The sequence below is a fragment of the Xanthomonas arboricola genome (genome assembly GCF_003353015.1).
Taxonomy (GTDB): Bacteria; Pseudomonadota; Gammaproteobacteria; order Xanthomonadales; family Xanthomonadaceae; genus Xanthomonas; species Xanthomonas arboricola_E.
Genome location: NZ_QREM01000009.1, coordinates 237,173 through 256,656, shown reverse-complemented (window position 1 = coordinate 256,656; position 19,484 = coordinate 237,173). Strand labels below are relative to the sequence as shown.

Genomic DNA, 19,484 nt, shown 5'->3' with positions numbered 1-19,484 from the left:
ACTGCTGTCCTTTTGGAGAACCCGCATGTTGGAAGCCTATCGCCACCACGTTGCAGAGCGCGCCGCGCTCGGTATCCCGCCGCTGCCGCTGACCGCGCAGCAGACCGCCGAGGTCATCGAGCTGCTGAAGGCTCCGCCGGCGGGCGAGGAACAATTCCTGGTCGAGCTGCTCAGCCAGCGCGTGCCGGCCGGCGTCGACGACGCCGCCAAGGTCAAGGCTTCGTACCTGGCTGCGGTGGCCTTCGGCACCGAGAAAACCGCGCTGATCAGCCCCACGCGTGCGACCGAGCTGCTCGGCACCATGCTGGGTGGCTACAACATCCAGCCGCTGATCGACCTGCTCGACAACGCCGAGCTGGGCGCCACTGCCGCCGAGGCGCTCAAGCACACCTTGCTGGTGTTCGACGCCTTCCACGACGTGCAGGAAAAGGCCGAAGCCGGCAACGCGCACGCCAAGGCCGTGCTGCAGAGCTGGGCCGAGGCCGAGTGGTTCACCAGCAAGCCGGAAGTGCCGCAGAGCATGACCGTCACCGTGTTCAAGGTGCCGGGCGAGACCAACACCGACGACCTGTCGCCGGCTCCGGATGCGACCACCCGCCCGGACATCCCGCTGCACGCGCTGGCGATGCTGAAGAACGCCCGCGACGGTGCGGCCTTCGTGCCGGAAGAAGACGGCAAGCGCGGCCCGATCCAGGCCATCGCCGATCTCAAGGACAAGGGCCACCTGGTCGCCTACGTCGGTGACGTGGTCGGTACCGGTTCCTCGCGCAAGTCGGCCACCAACTCGGTGCTGTGGTGGACCGGCGAAGACATTCCGTTCATTCCGAACAAGCGCTTCGGCGGCGTGTGCCTGGGCAGCAAGATCGCCCCGATCTTCTACAACACGATGGAAGACGCCGGTGCATTGCCGATCGAGCTGGACGTGTCGCAGATGGAGCACGGCGACGTGGTCGAGCTGCGTCCTTACGACGGCAAGGCGCTGAAGAACGGGCAGGTGATCGCCGAGTTCGCCATGAAGTCGGACGTGCTGTTCGACGAGGTGCGCGCCGGTGGCCGCATTCCGCTGATCGTCGGCCGCGGCCTGACTGCCAAGGCGCGCGAGTTCCTGGGCCTGCCGGCCTCGGACCTGTTCCGCCTGCCGATGGACCCGCCGGACACCGGCAAGGGCTTCTCGCTGGCGCAGAAGATGGTCGGCCGCGCCTGCGGCCTGCCGGAAGGCCAGGGCATGCGCCCGGGCACCTATTGCGAGCCGAAGATGACCTCGGTGGGTTCGCAGGACACCACCGGCCCGATGACCCGCGACGAGCTCAAGGACCTGGCCTGCCTGGGCTTCTCGGCCGACCTGGTGATGCAGTCGTTCTGCCACACCGCCGCCTATCCGAAGCCGGTCGACGTCAAGACCCACCACACCTTGCCGGAATTCATCTCCACCCGTGGCGGCGTGTCGCTGCGTCCGGGCGACGGCGTGATCCACAGCTGGCTCAACCGCATGCTGCTGCCCGACACCGTCGGCACCGGTGGCGACTCGCACACCCGCTTCCCGATCGGCATCTCGTTCCCGGCCGGCTCCGGCCTGGTGGCGTTCGCCGCCGCCACCGGGGTGATGCCGCTGGACATGCCCGAGAGCGTGCTGGTGCGCTTCAAGGGTGAGATGCAGCCGGGCGTGACCCTGCGCGACCTGGTCAACGCGATCCCGCTGTACGCGATCAAGGACGGTCTGCTGACCGTGGCCAAGCAGGGCAAGAAGAACATCTTCTCCGGCCGCATCCTGGAGATCGAAGGCCTGCCGAACCTGAAGGTGGAGCAGGCGTTCGAACTGTCCGACGCCTCGGCCGAGCGTTCGGCGGCCGGTTGCACCGTGCACCTGGACAAGGCGCCGATCATCGAATACCTGACCAGCAACATCACCCTGCTGCGCTGGATGATTGCCGAAGGCTATGCCGATGCGCGCACGCTGGGCCGCCGCATCAAGAAGATGGAAGAGTGGCTGGCCGACCCGCAGCTGCTGCAGCCCGATGCCGACGCCGAATACGCGGCCGTCATCGAGATCGACCTGGCCGACATCGTCGAACCGATCGTGGCGTGCCCGAACGATCCGGACGACGTCAAGACACTGTCGGACGTGGCCGGTGCGGTGATCGACGAGGTGTTCATCGGTTCGTGCATGACCAACATCGGGCACTTCCGTGCCGCGGCCAAGTTGCTGGAAGGCAAGCGCGATATCCCGACCCGCCTGTGGGTTGCGCCGCCGACCAAGATGGATGCCTCCGAGCTGACCAAGGAAGGCCATTACGGCACCTTCGGCGCGGCCGGTGCGCGCATGGAAATGCCGGGCTGCTCACTGTGCATGGGCAACCAGGCGCAGGCACGCGAGGGCGCCACGGTGTTCTCCACCTCCACGCGCAACTTCCCCAACCGTCTGGGCCGCAACACCAATGTGTACCTGGGTTCGGCGGAACTGGCCGCGATCTGCTCGCGTCTGGGTCGCATCCCGACCAAGGACGAGTACATGGCCGATGTGGGCGTGATCAAGACCAGTGGCGACCAGATCTACCGCTACATGAACTTCGATCAGATCCAGGAATATCAGGACGTGGCCGACACCGTCGCTGCCTGATCCCGCGGCTGGATCACCTGTCCGAAAACGCCCGGCAATGCCGGGCGTTTTTCGTTATTCGGGCGATGGCTTCGTGTTGGCCGCGCGATGCCGGACGTTGAAAGGAAATCGCAGTTAACTCACTTGCCGCATTGCAACAAAAATCTGAAGTCGGGAGGCCTACAGTGGCGCCGCTTCCACTCGCTGTGATGATCTCCAATGCCCACTTGCACGATCGCTGGTCAAACGCTGCACTACGTACAACACGGTCAAGGATTTCCGGTTCTGCTCGGCCACAGTTATCTCTGGGATGCGGCCATGTGGGAGCCGCAGATCCAGGCGCTGTCGCAGCACTATCGGGTCATCGTCCCCGAGTTGTGGGGACACGGGCAATCGGCAGCATTGCCGGCGGGCACGCAGACGGTTGGCGATCTTGCCGAGCAGATGCTGCGATTGCTGGACGCATTGGAGCTGCCGCAGTGCGCGGTGGTCGGTCTGTCGGTCGGTGGCATGTGGGGCGCCGAGCTGGCGCTGCTGGCACCGGAGCGTGTGCACAGCCTGGTATTGATGGACACCTTCCTGGGTGCCGAGCCGCAGGCCACGCAAACGCGTTATTTCGGTCTGCTCGATGCAATCGAAGCGGCAGGGCAGGTGACGCCTGCGTTGATCGAGGCGATCGTGCCGATCTTTTTCCGTCCCGGTATCGATCTGAATTCCGCGCTGCCGGCTGCGTTTGCGCAGCGCCTGGCGGCGATGTCGGCCGAACAGTTGCGCACATCCATCGTGCCGCTGGGCCGGCTGATCTTCGGGCGCGCCGATCGCCTGCAGGCGATGTCTGCGCTGAATCCGGCCAGCACCTTCCTGCTCGGCGGCGCAGACGATATTCCGCGGCCGCCGGATGAGCTGTGGCTGATGGCCGAGGTGATCGGTTGCGACTACGAGCTGATTCCCGACGCCGGGCATATCGCATCGCTGGAGAATCCGGCGTTCGTCACTGCGCAGTTGTCGGGATGGCTGAAGCGCACCGTGGCATCGGATTCGATGCGGATGGAAAGGCGCGCGCCTGAAGGCAGCGCCCAGGCACAGGCGCCGCTCTAAGGATGTGCTGCTGATCTGGCGATCAGAACGACATCATGCGTTGCTTGCATCATGGGCACCGACCACCTCACCTGGCGTTGCTTGCAACCATGGGCACCGACCACCTCACTTGGTCCTTGCCCGCTCACCGTCGCGGGACCTTACGCGGCATGGATGCCGCGTAACAGCCTCCATGGATGGATTCACGGCGTGTCCCGCGATGGTGGGCGGGCAAGGGCCCTGCACCGAAGCACCAGATCAGATGCTTTGCCTTCTAGCAGGTTGCTTCGACCTGCTGATGCGAGCAGAAAGCGCCATGAGGGCAAGTCTGACCATCAAGAGGTAGTGGTGTACGCCGGCCTAAGGCTGCGCGCCCAACCAGGCTTCCAGTGCTGCGGCCGGTAACGGCCGCGAGAACAGATAGCCCTGCAGCACTTCGCAGCCAAGGTCGGCTAAAAACAACCGCTGCGCCTCGTTTTCCACGCCCTCGGCCACCACGTGCTTGCGCAGATGCGCGCCGATGCGCAGCACCGAGGTGGTGAGCGCGCGGGCGTCTTCGCTGTGTTCGATGTCGCGCACGAAGCTCATGTCCAGCTTGAGTTCGTCGATCGGCAGGCGATGCAGGTGGCTCAGGCTGGAATAGCCGGTGCCGAAGTCGTCCAGCGACAGCGAGATGCCGGCTTCGCGAATGGCGTGCAGGTTCTCCAGCACGCCAGGCTGCCCGGACAGCATCACGCTCTCGGTCATTTCCAGCGTGAGGTCGGAAGGCTGCGCACCCGTCTCGGCGATCAGGCGCAACAGGTCGCCGAGCATGCGCGGGCTTTCGAAGCTGCTCGCCGACAGATTCACCGACACGCGCGCCACCGGCACACCACGCGTGCGCCAATCGGCGATCTGCCGGCAGGCGCTGCGCAATACCCAATCGTTGAGCTGCGGCATCATGCCTTGCTCTTCGGCCACGGGCAGGAAACGCGCCGGCGAAATGGCGCCCAGTTGCGGATGATTCCAGCGCAACAGCGCTTCCACGCCATACAGCGCGTGCGGCGCGGCGCTGTGCAGCTGCGGCTGGTAGTGCAGTTGCAGCTGATCGCGGCCGATGGCCTGGCGCAGCTCCGCTTCCAGCGCAACGCGCTCCTGCGCCATGCGGTTCATGTCGGAACTGAAGAAACGGAACCGTCCACCGCCTTCCTGCTTGGCGCGGTTCATGGCCAGATCGGCATGCCGCAACAGGATGTTGATGTCGCGCCCGTCCTCGGGAAACATCGCCACGCCGATGCTGGCGGACGGATGCACGGTCATGTGCCCGACCGGCAGCGGCCTGGCAATGGTGCCCAGCACCCGTTCGGCGGTGGCACTGGCCTGTTCGGCGCTGCATTGCGGCAGCGCGAGCGCGAATTCGTCGCCGGCCAGGCGCGCCAGCATGGCGGTGGCGGTCAGCTGTTCGCCGATGCGCAAGGCGATGTCGCGCAACAGGCCATCGCCGGCCGCATGGCCCTGGCTGTCGTTGATCAGTTTGAAGCGGTCGATGTTGATGAACATCAACGTGGCCGGTTCGCCGGCATAGTCGGCCTGCGTCAGGGCTTGCTCGGCGCGTGCGCTGAACATGATGCGGTTGGGCAGGCCGGTCAGCGCATCGTAGAACGCGAGCTGGTGCACGCGTTGGCGGATCTGCTCGCGCTCCAGCGCCAGCGTGCACAGTTGCTGGCACAGATCGGTGAGGCGCACATGCCAGGCGTCGGCACGCTGGGCCTTGCGGTAGTACAGCGCGAAGGTCCCGAGCACGCGGGCGCTGTTGGCGCGGATCGGCGTGCTCCAGCAGGCGCGCAGGCCCATCGGCAGCAGCAGTTCGCGGTACGGCGCGAACAGCGGGTCGGTGGCGATGTCTTCCACCATCACCGCGCGGCCGCGCCAGGCGGCCGTGCCGCAGGCGCCCGCGCCGGGCGCGATCTTCAAGCCATTGACCGCATCGGCATATTCCGGCGGCAGGCTGGGTGCGGCCAGCGAATGCAGGCAGCCTTGATTGTCCGCGCTCATGACCGTGGCCAGCACATCCGGGGCGATGCGTTCGACCTCGGTGCAGATCAGCGTCATCACCTCGATCAGCGGCCGCTCCTGCACCAGGGCCTCGAGCACGCGATGCTGCAGCACCTCATGCATCTTGGTGTCGGTGATGTCGGTCAGCACTGCCACGTAATGCGACGGGAGATGCCTGGCGTCGTAGATCGGATTGAAGTTGAGCGAGATCCACAGCGGCGTGCCGTCCTTGCGGTACACCAGCAGGTCGGCCTGGGTCTGCTGCAGCGCGTCGGCGCGGTCGCGGATGCGCGCCACTTCCTTCTGGTCGCTTTGCGCGCGGGTGAGCACGTCGGAGGGACGCTTGCCGACCAGTTCGGCCTCGGTATAGCCGAACATGCGCTGGAAGCCGTCATTGGCGTACAGCAGGCGCGATTGCAGATCGCAGATCAGGATCGCGCTGCTGCTGCCGTCCAGCGCTTCGGCCAGCAGCCGCGAGCGCGTGGCGTCGGGGTGTTCGTCGGGCCTGCTCATGCCGGCAGTGATCGGGCCGGCCTTGGTCGTCCCCAGCGGGCTCGGGCGATCAGCCGGCGCGTCCGCCGTTGCCGGCGAGGCGCGTTCCGCGACGTCGGGAACCGCCGCCTGCTCGGTCGGGTGCGGGGGGCGGGCGGTCATGCCGGATCAGCGCGCCTGCGCCGACAGCGCGATCAGGCGCTCGGCCACGCGGTCCAGCGGGACCACTTCCTGCGCGGCGCCGAGCTTGTAGGCGGCGCCGGGCATGCCCCACACCACGCTGCTGGCTTCGTCCTGCACCAGCGTGGGTGCGCCGGCCTGCAGCATTTCCAGCAGGCCGCGTGCGCCGTCGTCGCCCATGCCGGTGAGGATGGCGCCGACCGCATTCGGACCGGCGTTGGCGGCGACGGAGCGGAACAGCACGTCCACCGCCGGCTTGTGCCGATTGACCGGCGGGCCGTCGTCGATGCGGCAGCGCCAGCGCGCACCGTCGCGGATGATGCGCAGGTGCTGGCCGCCCGGCGGCAGGTAGGCATGGCCGGGCAGGATCGCCTCGCCATCGCTGGCCTCGCGTACCGACATCGCCGAATGGCGATTGAGGCGTTCGGCGAAGGCGGTGCTGAAGCTGGCCGGCAGATGCTGGGTCATCACCACCGCCGGCGCATCGGCGGGCATGTGTTCGAGCACCACGCGCAGGGCTTCGGTACCACCGGCCGAGGCGCCGATGGCGATCAGGCGGTCGGTGGTGCGGAAACGCAGTGCGCTGCCCGGCACCGGTGCCGACTGCATGTCCAGGGTGACCTTGGGCGCGCTGGGGCGATTGAGTGCGCTGACCTTGGCCTTGGCCGCCATCTTGACCTTGCTGACGATCTCCTCGGCGTAGCCTTCCAGCCCGCGTGCGACATCGATCTTGGGCTTGGAGACGAAGTCCACCGCACCCAGCGACAAGGCCTGCAAGGTGGTGTCGGCGCCGCGCTCGGTCAGCGATGAGATCATCACCACCGGGGTCGGGCGCAGGCGCATGAGGTTTTCCAGGAACACCAGGCCGTCCATGCGCGGCATTTCCACGTCCAGCGTGATCACGTCCGGATTGAGGCGTTTGATCTTTTCGCGTGCCAGGATCGGGTCGGCGGCCGAGCCGATCACCTCGATGCCGGCATCGCGCGAGAGGATTTCGGTCAGCATCTGACGGACGACCGCCGAATCGTCGACGATCAGTACACGCACAGGGGTTTCCAGCGTCATTCGAACAACTCCACTCCACCGGTGACCGGTGCTTTGGACAGACGGGCGCGCACGGCCGATTCGGCGGCGGCGACTTCGGCTTCGTGGGCATGCGGCAAACGCTGCACGACCACGCGTCCGGTCGTCGGGAAGAACCACACCTTGCGCGGATGGATGCCGCACAGATCTTCGGCAATGATGGGGATGTGCTCGGCCTGCAGGTACTGGCGCACGAACTCGGCGTTACGGGTGCCGACCGGGTTGCTGGTGAAGCCCTTGAGCACGTTGGCGCCACCGAAGACCTTGGCCTCGATGCGTTTGCGATGCGCGCCGCGCTTGAGCATGTCGTTGATCAGCAACTCCATCGCATAACTGCCGTAACGCGCGGGTGCGCCATCGCCGACCTGGCCTTCGGGCAACAGGAAGTGATTCATGCCGCCGATCTTCAGGACCGGGTCGCGCAGGCAGGCGGCAACGCACGATCCCAAGGTGGTCGTCAACGCGGTGTCGTCGTCGACCACCAGGTACTGGGTGGGCAGCAGCTTGGCGGTGATGGTCTGGAACCGCGAGTCGCGGTAGCGCATGACATCGTCGACCTGCACGGCGGTACTCATGCAGCCGCTCCGGCGCGCGGGCTGCGCCGATACAGCGTGCGTCCGCACGGCTGGATCAGATCGGCTGCGTGCAGGTAGTTCTCCGAGTGCCCGGTGTAGAGCAGGCCGTCGTCGCCCATGTGGCTGACCAGACGCGACAGGATGCCGCGCTGGGTCGGCTTGTCGAAATAGATCATCACGTTGCGGCAGAACAGCGCCGCATACGGGCCGCCGACGTCGTAACGCGGTGCCAGCAGGTTCAACTGGCGGTACTCGATGAGCTGGCGCAATGCCGGGATGACCCGGCACTTGCCCTCGTTGGGGCCGCTGCCGCGCTGGAAATACTTGCGCTTGATCGATGCGTCCAGCGAGGCGACACGGTCGATGGCATAGACGCCGCGCGAGGCGGTTTCCAGCACCTGGGTGTCGACGTCGGTGGCCACGATGCTGACCGGCGGGGTCAAGGTGCCGAAGGCTTCGCAGGCGGTGATGGCGATGGAGTAGGGCTCCTCGCCGGTGGAGGCCGCGCACGACCAGATCTTCAGGGGTGCCTGCGCAGCGCGTTTTTGCAGTTCTTCGCGCAGCTTGTCGAAGTGGTGCGGCTCGCGGAAGAACGAGGTCAGGTTGGTGGTCAGCGCGTTGGTGAACGCCTGCCATTCCTCCTCGTCGTTGCCGGCTTCCAGCTGGTCCAGATAGTCGCGGAAGGAGCGCAGGCCGAGCACGCGCAGACGACGCGACAGCCGGCCATACACCATGTCGCGCTTGGCCGGAGCCAGGGCGATGCCGACACGCTGGTAGATCAGGTCGCAGACGCGCTTGAAATCGCGGTCGCCAAAATCAAATTCGCGTGTGTCTGAAGCGGGAGTCGAGGTGGTCGTCATATCCATACGCGTCGTGAGCGATGACTGGATATCGGCCACGTGGTCATGCAACTGAAGCACCAATCGGTGCCTTGCGGAAGGTCCGGTTCGCTTGCGGGCCTGCCGCCGCGTTGGCGGGGCAGCGGGCGTGGCCAATGCGCGGCGCTGCGCACGGCGCTGGCTGCAGATTTGCTGGCTGCAGATGCGCAAAGCCCCGGCAGTGCCGGGGCTTTGCGGGGACAAGCCTTGGATCAGAACTCTTGCCAGTTCCCGTCGGCCAGGGCGGCCTGCGGCTTGGCCGGTCGCGACGGCGTGGCCGCTGCACGCGCGGCCGGCTTGGTTGCGGGCGTCACCGCAACCGGGCGCGTGGCAGCCGCGCGCGCGCGCGCGGCAGGTGCGGCCATGGCGGCCGGCTCGTCCAGCTTGAACACCGACACCGCTTCGGCCAGCTGGCCGGCCTGCTCTTCCATCGCGCGTGCGGCCGCGGTGGCTTCTTCCACCAGCGCGGCGTTCTGCTGGGTGGTCTCGTCCATCTGGGTGATGGTCTGGTTGACCTGCTCGATGCCGGCCGACTGTTCCTGCGAGGCAGCGGAGATTTCGCCCATGATGTCGGTGACGCGCTGCACGCTGGCCACGATCTCGGCCATGGTCGCACCGGCCTTGCGCACCAGTGCCGAGCCCTCGGCCACCTTGTGCACGGAGTCGTCGATCAAGCCCTTGATCTCCTTGGCCGCGCCGGCCGAACGCTGTGCCAGCGTGCGCACTTCCGAGGCGACCACGGCAAAGCCGCGGCCCTGTTCGCCGGCGCGGGCGGCTTCCACCGCTGCGTTCAAGGCCAGGATGTTGGTCTGGAAGGCGATGCCGTCGATGACCGAGATGATGTCGGCGATCTTCTTGGACGAGGCCTCGATGCCCGACATGGTGGTGACCACCTGCGAGACCACCTCGCCGCCCTGCGAGGCCACGCCGGTGGCGCCGATGGCCAGCTGGTTGGCCTGGCGGGCGCTTTCGGCGTTCTGCCTGACGGTGGAGGTGAGTTCCTCCATCGAGGCGGCGGTCTCTTCCAGGTTGGCCGCCTGCTGCTCGGTACGGTGCGACAGGTCGCCGTTGCCCGAGGCGATCTCGCCGGCGGCCGCGTTGATCGCGGTGGAGGAGACCTTGATGCGTCCGACGATGTCGGCCAGCTGCTCGGCGGTGGCATTGGCATCGTCGCGCATCTGCGCGAATACGCCGCTGAACTCGCCATGCATGCGCACGGTCAGGTCGCCACGCGACAGCGCCGAGAGCAACGAGGAAATCTGCTCCAGGCTGGCGGCGTTGGCATCCAGCAGGCCGTTGAGCTGCTGGGCCAGCTGCAGGAAGAAGCCCTGCTTGCCGTCGGTTTCCACCCGGCCGCTCATGTCGCCGGTGGCAGCGGCACGCACGATGCGGGCGACTTCTTCTTCGACCTGGACTTCGATGGTGCGATCGCGCCATTCGCAGACGTCGCCGGTGCTTTCGCCCTGCTCGTTCTTGATCACGGTGACGGTCTGCATCATCACGAACTCGCCGTAGCGCTCTTCGAAGCTGGTGATACCGTCGCGTTCCAGTGCTGCGATGGCCTTGTGCACGGTCGCTTCGGGCAGGCCGAGATAGCTGATGTGCTGACCGATGATCTTGCCGGCTTCGAAATCGGGCGCGGACAGACGGATGCTGCTTTCGTAATGGGTGACCAGCTTGTGGAACGCCTCGTTGGCGTAGATCATGACCCGGTCGGCGTCGGTGATGAAGGTGCTGGTGGAGGACTTGTCCAGCGCGGTACGGATGCGCAGGTTTTCGTCGGCGATCTTCTGATCGCGTTCGATGCGCTCCTTCAGGTCGCGCTGCATGCGGTGCATGGAGCGCATCAGTTCGCCCACTTCGTCCTGGCCCTGCACATTGATCTGGCCATCGAGCTTGCCGCTGGCGATTTCGGTGGCGGTGGAGACCGCGCCGCGCATGCTCTTGACGATGGCACGTGCGAACAGGAACGCCAGGCCCAGGCCACCGGCGATGCCGATCAACAGCACCAGCACGGTCAACGAGACCGAGGTGGCGTGGACCTTTTCGGCCTTGCTCTTGGCAGCCTGCGCCAACCTGTTGTCTTCGGCGATCAACGCGGCCAGCGAGTCCTTGGCCTTGTTGTGCAGGGTACGGGTCTCGCCGACGAAGGTGTCGACGGCATCGTCGGGCAGATTGAGCTCGATCATTTCGTCGACGCTGGCGTAGGAGGCCGATGCCTTCTTCCAGTCCGCCACGAACACATCGAACAATTTCTTCTGCTGCGGGCTCTCGATCAGGCGGGGATAGCCCTTGATCGTGGCATCGATTTCGCCGCTGAGACGCGTGGCGCGGACCTTGGCCTCCTGCTTGACCGAGTCGCTGGCGCGCACCAGGTTTTGATAGGTCGCATTTCGGTATTCGCCGAGCATGCCGCGCAGATCGCCTGCTTCGCGCACGCTGGACATGGTGTTGCCGGCCAGGTCGCGGGTGACATTATTGAGCGAGGCCAGGCCCGCGTAGGCGATGATTCCCTGCACCAGCATGATCAGCAGCACGATGCCGAACGCCAGCATCAGCTTGGGCATCAATTTGAGATTGTTGATCCATTGCATTGACACGATTCCCCGGTAGAAGTCAGTGCGCATAACCGCAAACGGCAGATCGCCACGCGCGAGGGCGTGGCGATCGGCGCAGCGATTACTTGATGGTGGCCAGCTTCAGGCTGGCCGGCGAGCTGACTTCGATTTCGGCGCGCGAGCTGTCGCGCTGGATCTTGCCCAGGACACAGACGTCCTTGCCTTCCAGGCTTTCCGGGGCAAAGCTGAACTTGCCGCGGTTGGCGCCGTCGATGCGGGCCGAGAAGGTGTGGCGCGGGAACATGCCGCCCATGTACAGGAAGGTGGGTTCACCTTCCGAGCTCTGGGCGTACTTGGCCTTTTCGACCTTGCCGCACACCATGCCGTCCTTGCCGACGAAACGGGTCGCCATCTCCGGCGGAATCATTTCCTGCGACTGGGCCGACAGCGTGGGAGCGACGATCACGAGAGCAGCGACGGGGAGGAGCGAGAGCAGGAACTTCATTGGGATTCTCCAGAATCAAAAAGTCGAACGGTGACCCGTTTGTGTGCGCGGGCTTCTATTCAGCTATCGGCTAGCTGCCGTTCAACTTGAATCCGAAAAACGTGATTTCTATCTCACTTCAACTTCGCTGTGCGTCTCGTGTCGGGAAGCTCCCGACACCAGATGGTCTGAATCAGGCCGCTTCTTCGGTCAGCTGCTGCTGCCCGAGCTCGGTGCTGTCCAGCAGGGTCTCGATATCCAGCAGGATCAGCATGCGATCGTCCTGGGTGCCGATACCCGAGATGAAACGGGTGTCGACCGAGGCGCCGAATTCGGGGGTGGGGCGGATCTGGTCGTCATTGAGCGGGATCACGTCCGAAACGCTGTCCACCACGATGCCGACCACGCGGTCTTCGACATTGAGCACGATCATCACGGTGAAGGCGTCGTAGCGCGCTTCTTTCAGGCGCAGCTTCAGGCGCAGGTCGATCACCGGCACGATGGTGCCGCGCAGGTTGATCACACCCTTGATGTAGTCCGGTGCGTCGGGCAGACGGGTGACCGAGTCGTAGCCGCGGATTTCCTGCACCTTCAGGATGTCCACGCCGTAGTGCTCTTCGCCCAGGGCGAAGCTGAGGAATTCACCACCGGTGCCGGTGGTCGTGCTTTTATCGTTCATGGAAACTCCGGGCGTTGCGGCTGAGTGTCGGATTGCAGCTCTGGGAAAAGCATGCGGATGAGGATTGCCCTAGCAACATCGGCGCAGCGCAGGGCAACTTTAGCCGTGCGCCGTGGCTGGTGCGGATGGGTTCAGAACACGCCGCTCTTGCGCGCATTGCGCTGGCGGTCGACGCGGAAGATGTAGCGCTGGATGGTTTCGTCGGCGCCGCGCGGAAGATCGCTGAACTGCATGCCGATACGAAAGCCTTCGCTGCCGTTGGGTAGCGCCTGCTTATATTGGCTGCACACGGTGAGCGGCAGTGTGATGGGCGCGGTGTCGGGCAACTGCAGCGTGCAATTGCGGTAGGTCCGTTGCGGTTCGAGCAGCGGCATGCCTTCCACCAGCGCTACAGCCAGACCGCCACTGCTGATGTCGATCACGCGCAGCTGCAAGTTCAGGACGCCGCCCTGGGCCTCGTCCTGGCGGACGATGCAGACGGGCGAGTCGGTGATCGGGGTTTCCAGCCGGTACGACTCACGGCGCTGCATGTGATACATCGCGTCGGGCAATGCAGCACGGAAGGCGACGTGGATGTCGCGCTCCAGCCGGTCGGGCGTTTCCAGCCGGAAGCGGATGTTGACCCGGTCCAGTTGCGCGTAGCACAGCAGGTAGTTTGCGCCTTCGATGGCGCGGTTGGAGGCCTCGTTGTGGCTGCCGTCCAGGATCACGCAGTCGTCGTCCTCGTCCACTTCGAGCACGGCGGTGGGCACGGCCATGTCGCGTCCGGCCACATGCATGGTCACGATGGCACGCTGGTCTAGCAACTGGCGCAGCAGGCCACGGATCTGCCGTTTGTTACGCAGCAGATAGCGCTCGTCACCTTCGGCAAGGTGATCGTCGTGGTCCAGCTCTGAGGTATCGCCTTGGGACATGGGCACGGGCACGGTAGATGCGGGAAGACACCGGAACGGTTGCCCCGGCGTCGCCTTGATATCGGCGGCACGGCGGAATCTTTAAGGGCGGCTGACAAAGCACCGCTGTTTGAAATCTTGGTTGCCTGGACGTCGTGTTTCGAGGGGATTGCAGGCTGCGGATCGATCAGTCGCAGAGCGGCGGCCCTGCGGCCTGGCGGCAGGGCCACGGTCGCGCACCTGCACGGCAGGCGCCGATCTGACGAGTGCGCCGTTGTCGCGTGTGGCATCAGGGATAGGCGTGTCGGGCGTTGGCCAGCAAGGTGTGCAGCTGGTCCTGCTGTTCCAGGCGGAACACCGCCACCGCATCGACCAGTTGCGCGGCCTGGTCTTCCATCGCGCGTGCAGCCGCGGTGGCCTCTTCCACCAGTGCGGCGTTCTGCTGGGTGGTTTCGTCCATCTGGGTGACGGTCTGGTTGACCTGGGTGATGCCGGCGGCCTGCTCGCGCGAGGCGCTGGTGATCTCGCTCATGATGTCGGTGACGCGCTGCACCGAGCTGACCACCTGCTGCATGGTGCTGCCGGCCTCGGAGGCCAGCGCGGCACCGTTGCCGATGCGGCTCACCGAGTCTTCGATCAGCTGCTTGATCTCCTTGGCCGCGCCGGCCGAGCGCTGGGCCAGGGTGCGCACTTCCGAGGCGACCACGGCGAAGCCACGGCCCTGTTCGCCGGCACGGGCCGCTTCCACCGCCGCGTTCAGGGCCAGGATATTGGTCTGGAAGGCGATGCCGTCGATGACCGAGATGATCTCGGCGATCTTCTTGGACGAGGTGTCGATGTCGGCCATGGTGGTGACCACGCGGCCGACCACATCGCCGCCCTTGGCCGCCACGCCGGCGGCATCGAGCACCAGGCGGTTGGCCTGGTCGGCGTTGTCGGCGTTCTGCCTGACGGTGGCGGTGAGCTCTTCCATCGAGGCGGCGGTTTCTTCCAGTGCCGCGGCTTGCTGCTCGGTGCGACGCGACAGGTCGCTGTTGCCGGTGGCGATCTCGCTGGCGGCTGCGTTGATCGCCAGCGACGAGTCCTTGATGCGGCGCACGATGCCGGCGAGCTGGTCGGCGGTGGCATTGGCGTCGTCGCGGATGCTGGCGAACACGCCGTGCAGATCGCCGTCCATGCGCGCGGTCAGGTCGCCCTGTGACAGCGCAGAGAGCAGCGCGGACACCCGCGACAATCCGTCTGCATTGTTGTCCAGCAGCGCGTTGAGTTGCTGGGCGAGCAGCAGCAGGAAGCCCTGCTTGCCTTCCAGGCCGACACGCCCGCNCATCTACATGTGTATAAGAGACAGGCGCGCGACCTCCTGTTCCACCTGGACTTCCTGGGTGCGGTCGGCCCACTCGACCACAAAGCCCATGCGTTCGCCGGCCGCGCCCAGCACCGGGTTGACCACCAGCCGCATGGTGCGGCCACCGACATGGATCTGCGCGGTGTGGGTGCCGGTGAGCTGATCGAGCATGCGTGCCTGATGCTCGGGCCTGCGATGGAACTGGTCGATGCTGGCATCGATCAGCGCATCGGCATCGAAGGTGGGCAGGTCGCGGCGCAGCTCGTCCTGCACGCTCTTGAGCATGCGCTGCAGCGGGCGGTTGACGTAGATGATGCGGCGATCCGCATCGGCGATCATCACGTTGGTGCTGACATCGTCCAGCGCGGTGCGCACGCGCAACGCTTCGCTGGCGATCAGGTGATCGCGCTGCAGGCGCGCGCGCAGGTCGTCGCGCATGGTGCGCGCATTGCGCAGCAGGCGGCCGAGTTCGTCGTGGCGGTCGATCTCGATCGGGTTGTCCAGCCGGCCGGCAGCGACATCGCCGAGCACGCGTTCCACCGCCAGCAGCGGGCGGGTGACCATCTTGCGCGCGGCGATGAACACCACCGCGATGCACAGCGCCAGCACCGCCAGCGAGAACAGCAGCATGCTGCCCATCAGCTCGTCCAGCGGGCCGTCGATGGCGCTGCGCGGCTGGGTGCCGATCACTGCCCACTGCCACGGCGCGTAGCGCTGGGCGGTGACTTCGAAGGCCTGGGCGTTGCCCTGGGCGTCGCGCAAGGGCAGGTTGGCGCTGGGCTGCCTGCCGTCCAGCACCGACTGCAGCAGCGCCTGCTGCCCGGCCGGCACCAGCGCCGCCAGGGTGGCCGGTGTGCCCGACGGTGCGGCGATGATCTGGCCCTGGCGCTCGCCCGGCGCCATGTCGACGATGACGAAGTAGCCGTCCTGGCCCAGCCTGGTGGCGCTGACCTGCGCCTTGAGTGCGGCCAGGCCCTGGGTGTAGTTGCGGCCGACGAACAGCGCGCCGATCACTTCGCCGGCGGCGTTGCGCAGCGGCTGGTAGTGGGTCATGTACTGCTCGCCGAACAGTTGCGCCTGGCCGGTGAAGGCCTTGCCTTGCGACAGCGCGGCGTAGGCCTTGCCCTTGCGGTCGAGCAGGGTGCCGATCACCCGTTCGTTCTGCTTGTTGCGCAGCGAGGTGGTGATGCGCACGAAGTCCTCGCCGGTGCGCGCAAAGATCGTCGCAACCCCGCCGGTGGCCTGCGCGAAGCGATCCACCGCCTCGACATTGAGGTTCAAGGCCTGCGTGCCGGCACGCAGCGACGGCGTCTGCTGCGCGCCGATGGCGACGGTGCTGGCGGTGTCGAGCGTGCGCTCGCCAGCGGGCAGCATGTCGTCGAACACGTTGCTCAGACGCTGGGTGCCTTCGGTCAGGGTGACGTCGTACATCGCGACCGACTGCTGCATCAGCCGGGTGCTGGAGCGCAGCTCGGCCTTGACCTGGGATTCGATGTCGCCGGCGGACTGGCGGTAGATGGTCAGGGCCAGCAGGCCGAGGGAGAGCGCGATCACCAGCGTCAGCAGCGCCGACAGCCGGGTACCGACGGACAGCCGGTTGAAAGAATGCATGAGGAATCGACCTTGCCCGGGGGAGGGCGTTACGGATGCGTGAAGCCGATAGCGGCCGCTTATGCAATTAATTGATGCTTTATGCCGAAATCCGCACAAATGCCCGGTGCGCGTGCCCAATCGGCTGCCGACAGCTGCAAGGCGATTGTTAATTATAGGTGAAGAGTGGGCCGGCGCCGGGTGTGTTGCCTCACGCCTGCGCGCATCGTCCGGACCAAAAAAAGGGCCGCTTCCCTCGCATGGAAGCGACCCTCAAGATTCGGTGACCGAATCAAACTCCCCTCGAATGGTGTTGCTGGAGACTGCGGTTATCGCGCGTTGCGGTGGACTCAGAACTCCTGCCAGTCGCTCGGACCGGCGGTGGCCGCCGCCGCCGTGGCGACGGTGCCCCGCTGCGGTGCTGCGTTGCTGCCGGTGCGTACGGCCGGGCGGGCGGCAAAGCGTGCATTGACCGGCGCGGCGACCATCGACGAGGGCTGCGGCGCGCCCGGACCCTGCTCGACGATCTTGAACACGGCCACCGCCTCGGTGAGCTGCTGGGCCTGTTCTTCCATCGCACGGGCGGCAGCGGTGGCTTCTTCCACCAGCGCGGCGTTCTGCTGGGTGGCTTCGTCCATGTGGGTGACGGTCTGGTTGACCTGCTCGATGCCGGCCGACTGTTCCTGCGAGGCGGCGGAGATCTCGCCCATGATGTTGGTGACGCGCTGTACGCTGGCGACGATCTCGGCCATGGTCTTGCCGGCCTGGTCCACCAGGTGCGAGCCGTCGGTCACACGCTGCACCGAGTCGTCGATCAGGCTCTTGATCTCCTTGGCCGCTGCGGACGAACGCTGTGCCAGGGTGCGCACCTCGGAGGCGACCACGGCAAAGCCACGGCCCTGGTCGCCGGCACGCGCCGCTTCCACGGCGGCATTCAAGGCCAGGATGTTGGTCTGGAACGAAATACCGTCGATGACGCTGATGATGTCGGCAATGCGCTTGGACGAGGCTTCGATGCCGGTCATGGTGTCGACCACCTTGCTGACCACCTCGCCGCCCTGCGAGGCCACGCTGGCGGCGCCGATGGCCAGCTGGTTGGCCTGGCGCGCGCTTTCGGCGTTCTGCCGGACGGTGGAGGTGAGTTCTTCCATCGAAGCGGCGGTTTCCTCCAGGTTGGCGGCCTGCTGCTCGGTGCGCTGCGACAGGTCCTGGTTGCCGGCGGCGATTTCGCTGGCGGCGGCATTGATCGAGACGGCCGAGTGCTGGATGTGCCCGACAATGCCGGACAACTGGGTCGCGGTGGCATTGGCATCGTCGCGCATCTGTGCGAACACGCCGTTGAACTCGCCGTCCATGCGCGCGGTCAGGTCGCCCGCCGCAATCGCGCGCAGGATGCCCGACAGCGACTGCAGGCTGCCATCGGCGGTGGCCATCAACTGGTTGAGGCTCTCGACCATGACGCGGAAATCGAACTGGAACTGCGCCGCATCGCCGCGTGCGCCGAAATCGCCGTTGGCCGCGGCCTGGGCCAGCTGCTTGATCTGCTGGTTCATCGAGGCCAGGTTGGTTTTCACCTGCGCCATGGTGTCGGTCAGCATGGCTTTTTCGCCAGGCAGCGCCTCCATGTCCTGGCTGAGGTCGCCGATCGCATAGCGCCCCATGATCTGCGCCAGGCGCTGCGTGAGCTGGACGTGGCTGTCGACCAGCGCGTTGGTGTCGCCGGCCATGCGGCCGTAGTCGCCCGGGAACGCCTCGGCATCCATGCGGAAGCTGATCTGGCCGCTGTCGTGGCGCCTGGCCATGTCCAGCTGGGCGGTGGTCAGGTTGCGCACCTGCGACTGCATCTTGTCCATCGCCTGCAGCAGACGGCCGGTCTCGTCGCTGGCCTCGCTGTGCACGGCGTTATCGAGCTTGCCGTCGGCGATCGCCTCGGCGGCGCGGGTGGCGCGGTTCAACGGGCCGGTGAGGCTGCGGGTGATCGTCCAGGCCAGCAGGGCGCTCAGCAGCACCACCGCAAGGCCGCCGCCGATCAGCATGCTGCGGCCACGCGCCATCGAGGCATTGGCCTGGTCATAGGCCAGCTGGCTACTCGTGCGCTGCGCGTCCGAGTAGGTACGGATCGCATCCTGCCAGCGCTGGGTGGCCGGCGCGGCGCGTTCGAGCAGGATCGGCATGGCCTGGTCGACCTTGCCGGCGGTGCCCAGTTCGCGCACCTGCTGGTTATGCGCCAGTGCCTGCTCGCGGGTGGAATCCAGCGCGTTGCGCAGTTCCTGGTCGTGCGCGTCGGCGGGAAATGCGTAGAGCTTTTCGCGCAGCTCCTTGTAGCGGACGCGCTGGGCGTCGATCACTTCGCCGAACTGGCGATTCTGTTCGGCAGTGGTCGGCAGCACGATGTTGCGCAGATTCAGCGAGATCGTGGCGTTGGCGTCCAGCATGTCGGTGGCGTACTGGATCATCGCCATGTTGCGCTTGACGATGGTGTCCAGGCGTTCGCGCGCCTGGCTGAGTGTGTACAGGCCGGCGGCCACCAGTGCGCAGGACAGAAGGATCAGGATGCCGAAGGCCAGGGAGAGGCGCTTGCCGACATTGAAGCGGTGCAGGAAGGAAGTCATTGGGTGCCTGAGCGAATGTGCCGTTGGGTGGCATGGCGGGCAGTGCAGTGCGGTAGCACCGTGTTGCGCGTCATACCTTGTGTGTTGCCGCGGTCAGATAACGGCGTTAGCCCTGCTGCATTTAGGCAGACCGGGCCGGTCTGTAAAGCCGGGTCTCAGGCACGTGACTGCCATGTGTACGAGGGGTAGGGAATTGGTGGGGGAGGGTCGGGGATTTCCCTGGAAAACACCTGTCGCATAGGCAGATGCAGGCGCGGCGATAGCCTCCGCCTTGCTTGATGTGAAGCCCGATTTCACGCTGGTGGCGATGCCGGCGGAGCAGCGGACGGTTGCAGGTCGCGCGCAACGCAAAACGGCACCGCAGGGGCGGTGCCGTCGTGGACAGTGCAGCTGGTTACCGGGTCGCGT

The 19,484-nt window shown here is 66.0% G+C and carries 11 protein-coding genes and 1 pseudogene; 2 read left to right on the top strand and 10 right to left on the bottom strand.

Annotated elements, in window-relative coordinates; all coding sequences use genetic code 11:
* Positions 1-25 precede the first annotated feature (25 nt).
* Positions 26-2,617 carry a bifunctional aconitate hydratase 2/2-methylisocitrate dehydratase gene (acnB, locus tag C0541_RS11685; RefSeq protein ID WP_115048516.1) on the top strand — a complete coding sequence of 864 codons (2,592 nt, stop codon included), beginning with the start codon at positions 26-28 and terminating at the stop codon, positions 2,615-2,617.
* A 198-nt stretch (positions 2,618-2,815) separates the two neighbouring features.
* Entirely contained in the window at positions 2,816-3,694 is an 879-nt protein-coding gene (locus C0541_RS11680) for an alpha/beta fold hydrolase (protein ID WP_238601315.1), read from the top strand.
* Between the two features lie 339 nt (positions 3,695-4,033).
* Here C0541_RS11680 and C0541_RS11675 read toward each other — a convergent pair whose 3' ends face one another.
* From C0541_RS11675 to C0541_RS11630, 10 genes and pseudogenes are all read right to left on the bottom strand, one after another.
* On the bottom strand, positions 4,034-6,361 hold the full coding sequence (locus C0541_RS11675; RefSeq protein ID WP_161960026.1) for an EAL domain-containing protein: 2,328 nt from the start codon (positions 6,359-6,361) through the stop codon (positions 4,034-4,036).
* 6 nt (positions 6,362-6,367) lie between these two features.
* Positions 6,368-7,444, bottom strand: coding sequence for a protein-glutamate methylesterase/protein-glutamine glutaminase (locus C0541_RS11670; protein WP_115048511.1), 1,077 nt, complete (start codon positions 7,442-7,444; stop codon positions 6,368-6,370).
* Positions 7,441-8,037 (bottom strand): chemoreceptor glutamine deamidase CheD, encoded by a 597-nt coding sequence (cheD, locus tag C0541_RS11665; protein ID WP_024937701.1) that lies wholly within the window; start codon positions 8,035-8,037, stop codon positions 7,441-7,443. The genes C0541_RS11670 and cheD overlap by 4 nt, the downstream gene beginning before the upstream one ends.
* Positions 8,034-8,903 (bottom strand): CheR family methyltransferase, encoded by an 870-nt coding sequence (locus C0541_RS11660; protein WP_115048509.1) that lies wholly within the window; start codon positions 8,901-8,903, stop codon positions 8,034-8,036. The genes cheD and C0541_RS11660 overlap by 4 nt, the downstream gene beginning before the upstream one ends.
* A gap of 224 nt (positions 8,904-9,127) precedes the next feature.
* Positions 9,128-11,509, bottom strand: coding sequence for a methyl-accepting chemotaxis protein (locus tag C0541_RS11655; protein ID WP_161960025.1), 2,382 nt, complete (start codon positions 11,507-11,509; stop codon positions 9,128-9,130).
* 85 nt (positions 11,510-11,594) lie between these two features.
* The gene (locus tag C0541_RS11650; RefSeq protein WP_005993867.1) at positions 11,595-11,978 is read right to left on the bottom strand and encodes a hypothetical protein; all 384 of its coding nucleotides are present in this window, start codon (positions 11,976-11,978) and stop codon (positions 11,595-11,597) included.
* A gap of 172 nt (positions 11,979-12,150) precedes the next feature.
* On the bottom strand, positions 12,151-12,636 hold the full coding sequence (locus C0541_RS11645; RefSeq protein ID WP_029219732.1) for a chemotaxis protein CheW: 486 nt from the start codon (positions 12,634-12,636) through the stop codon (positions 12,151-12,153).
* A 131-nt stretch (positions 12,637-12,767) separates the two neighbouring features.
* Entirely contained in the window at positions 12,768-13,550 is a 783-nt protein-coding gene (locus C0541_RS11640; protein ID WP_161960024.1) for a flagellar brake protein, read from the bottom strand.
* A gap of 268 nt (positions 13,551-13,818) precedes the next feature.
* A pseudogene (locus tag C0541_RS21495) lies at positions 13,819-16,485 on the bottom strand (Cache 3/Cache 2 fusion domain-containing protein).
* A 329-nt stretch (positions 16,486-16,814) separates the two neighbouring features.
* Entirely contained in the window at positions 16,815-19,076 is a 2,262-nt protein-coding gene (locus C0541_RS11630) for a methyl-accepting chemotaxis protein (protein ID WP_115048505.1), read from the bottom strand.
* Positions 19,077-19,484 lie beyond the last annotated feature (408 nt).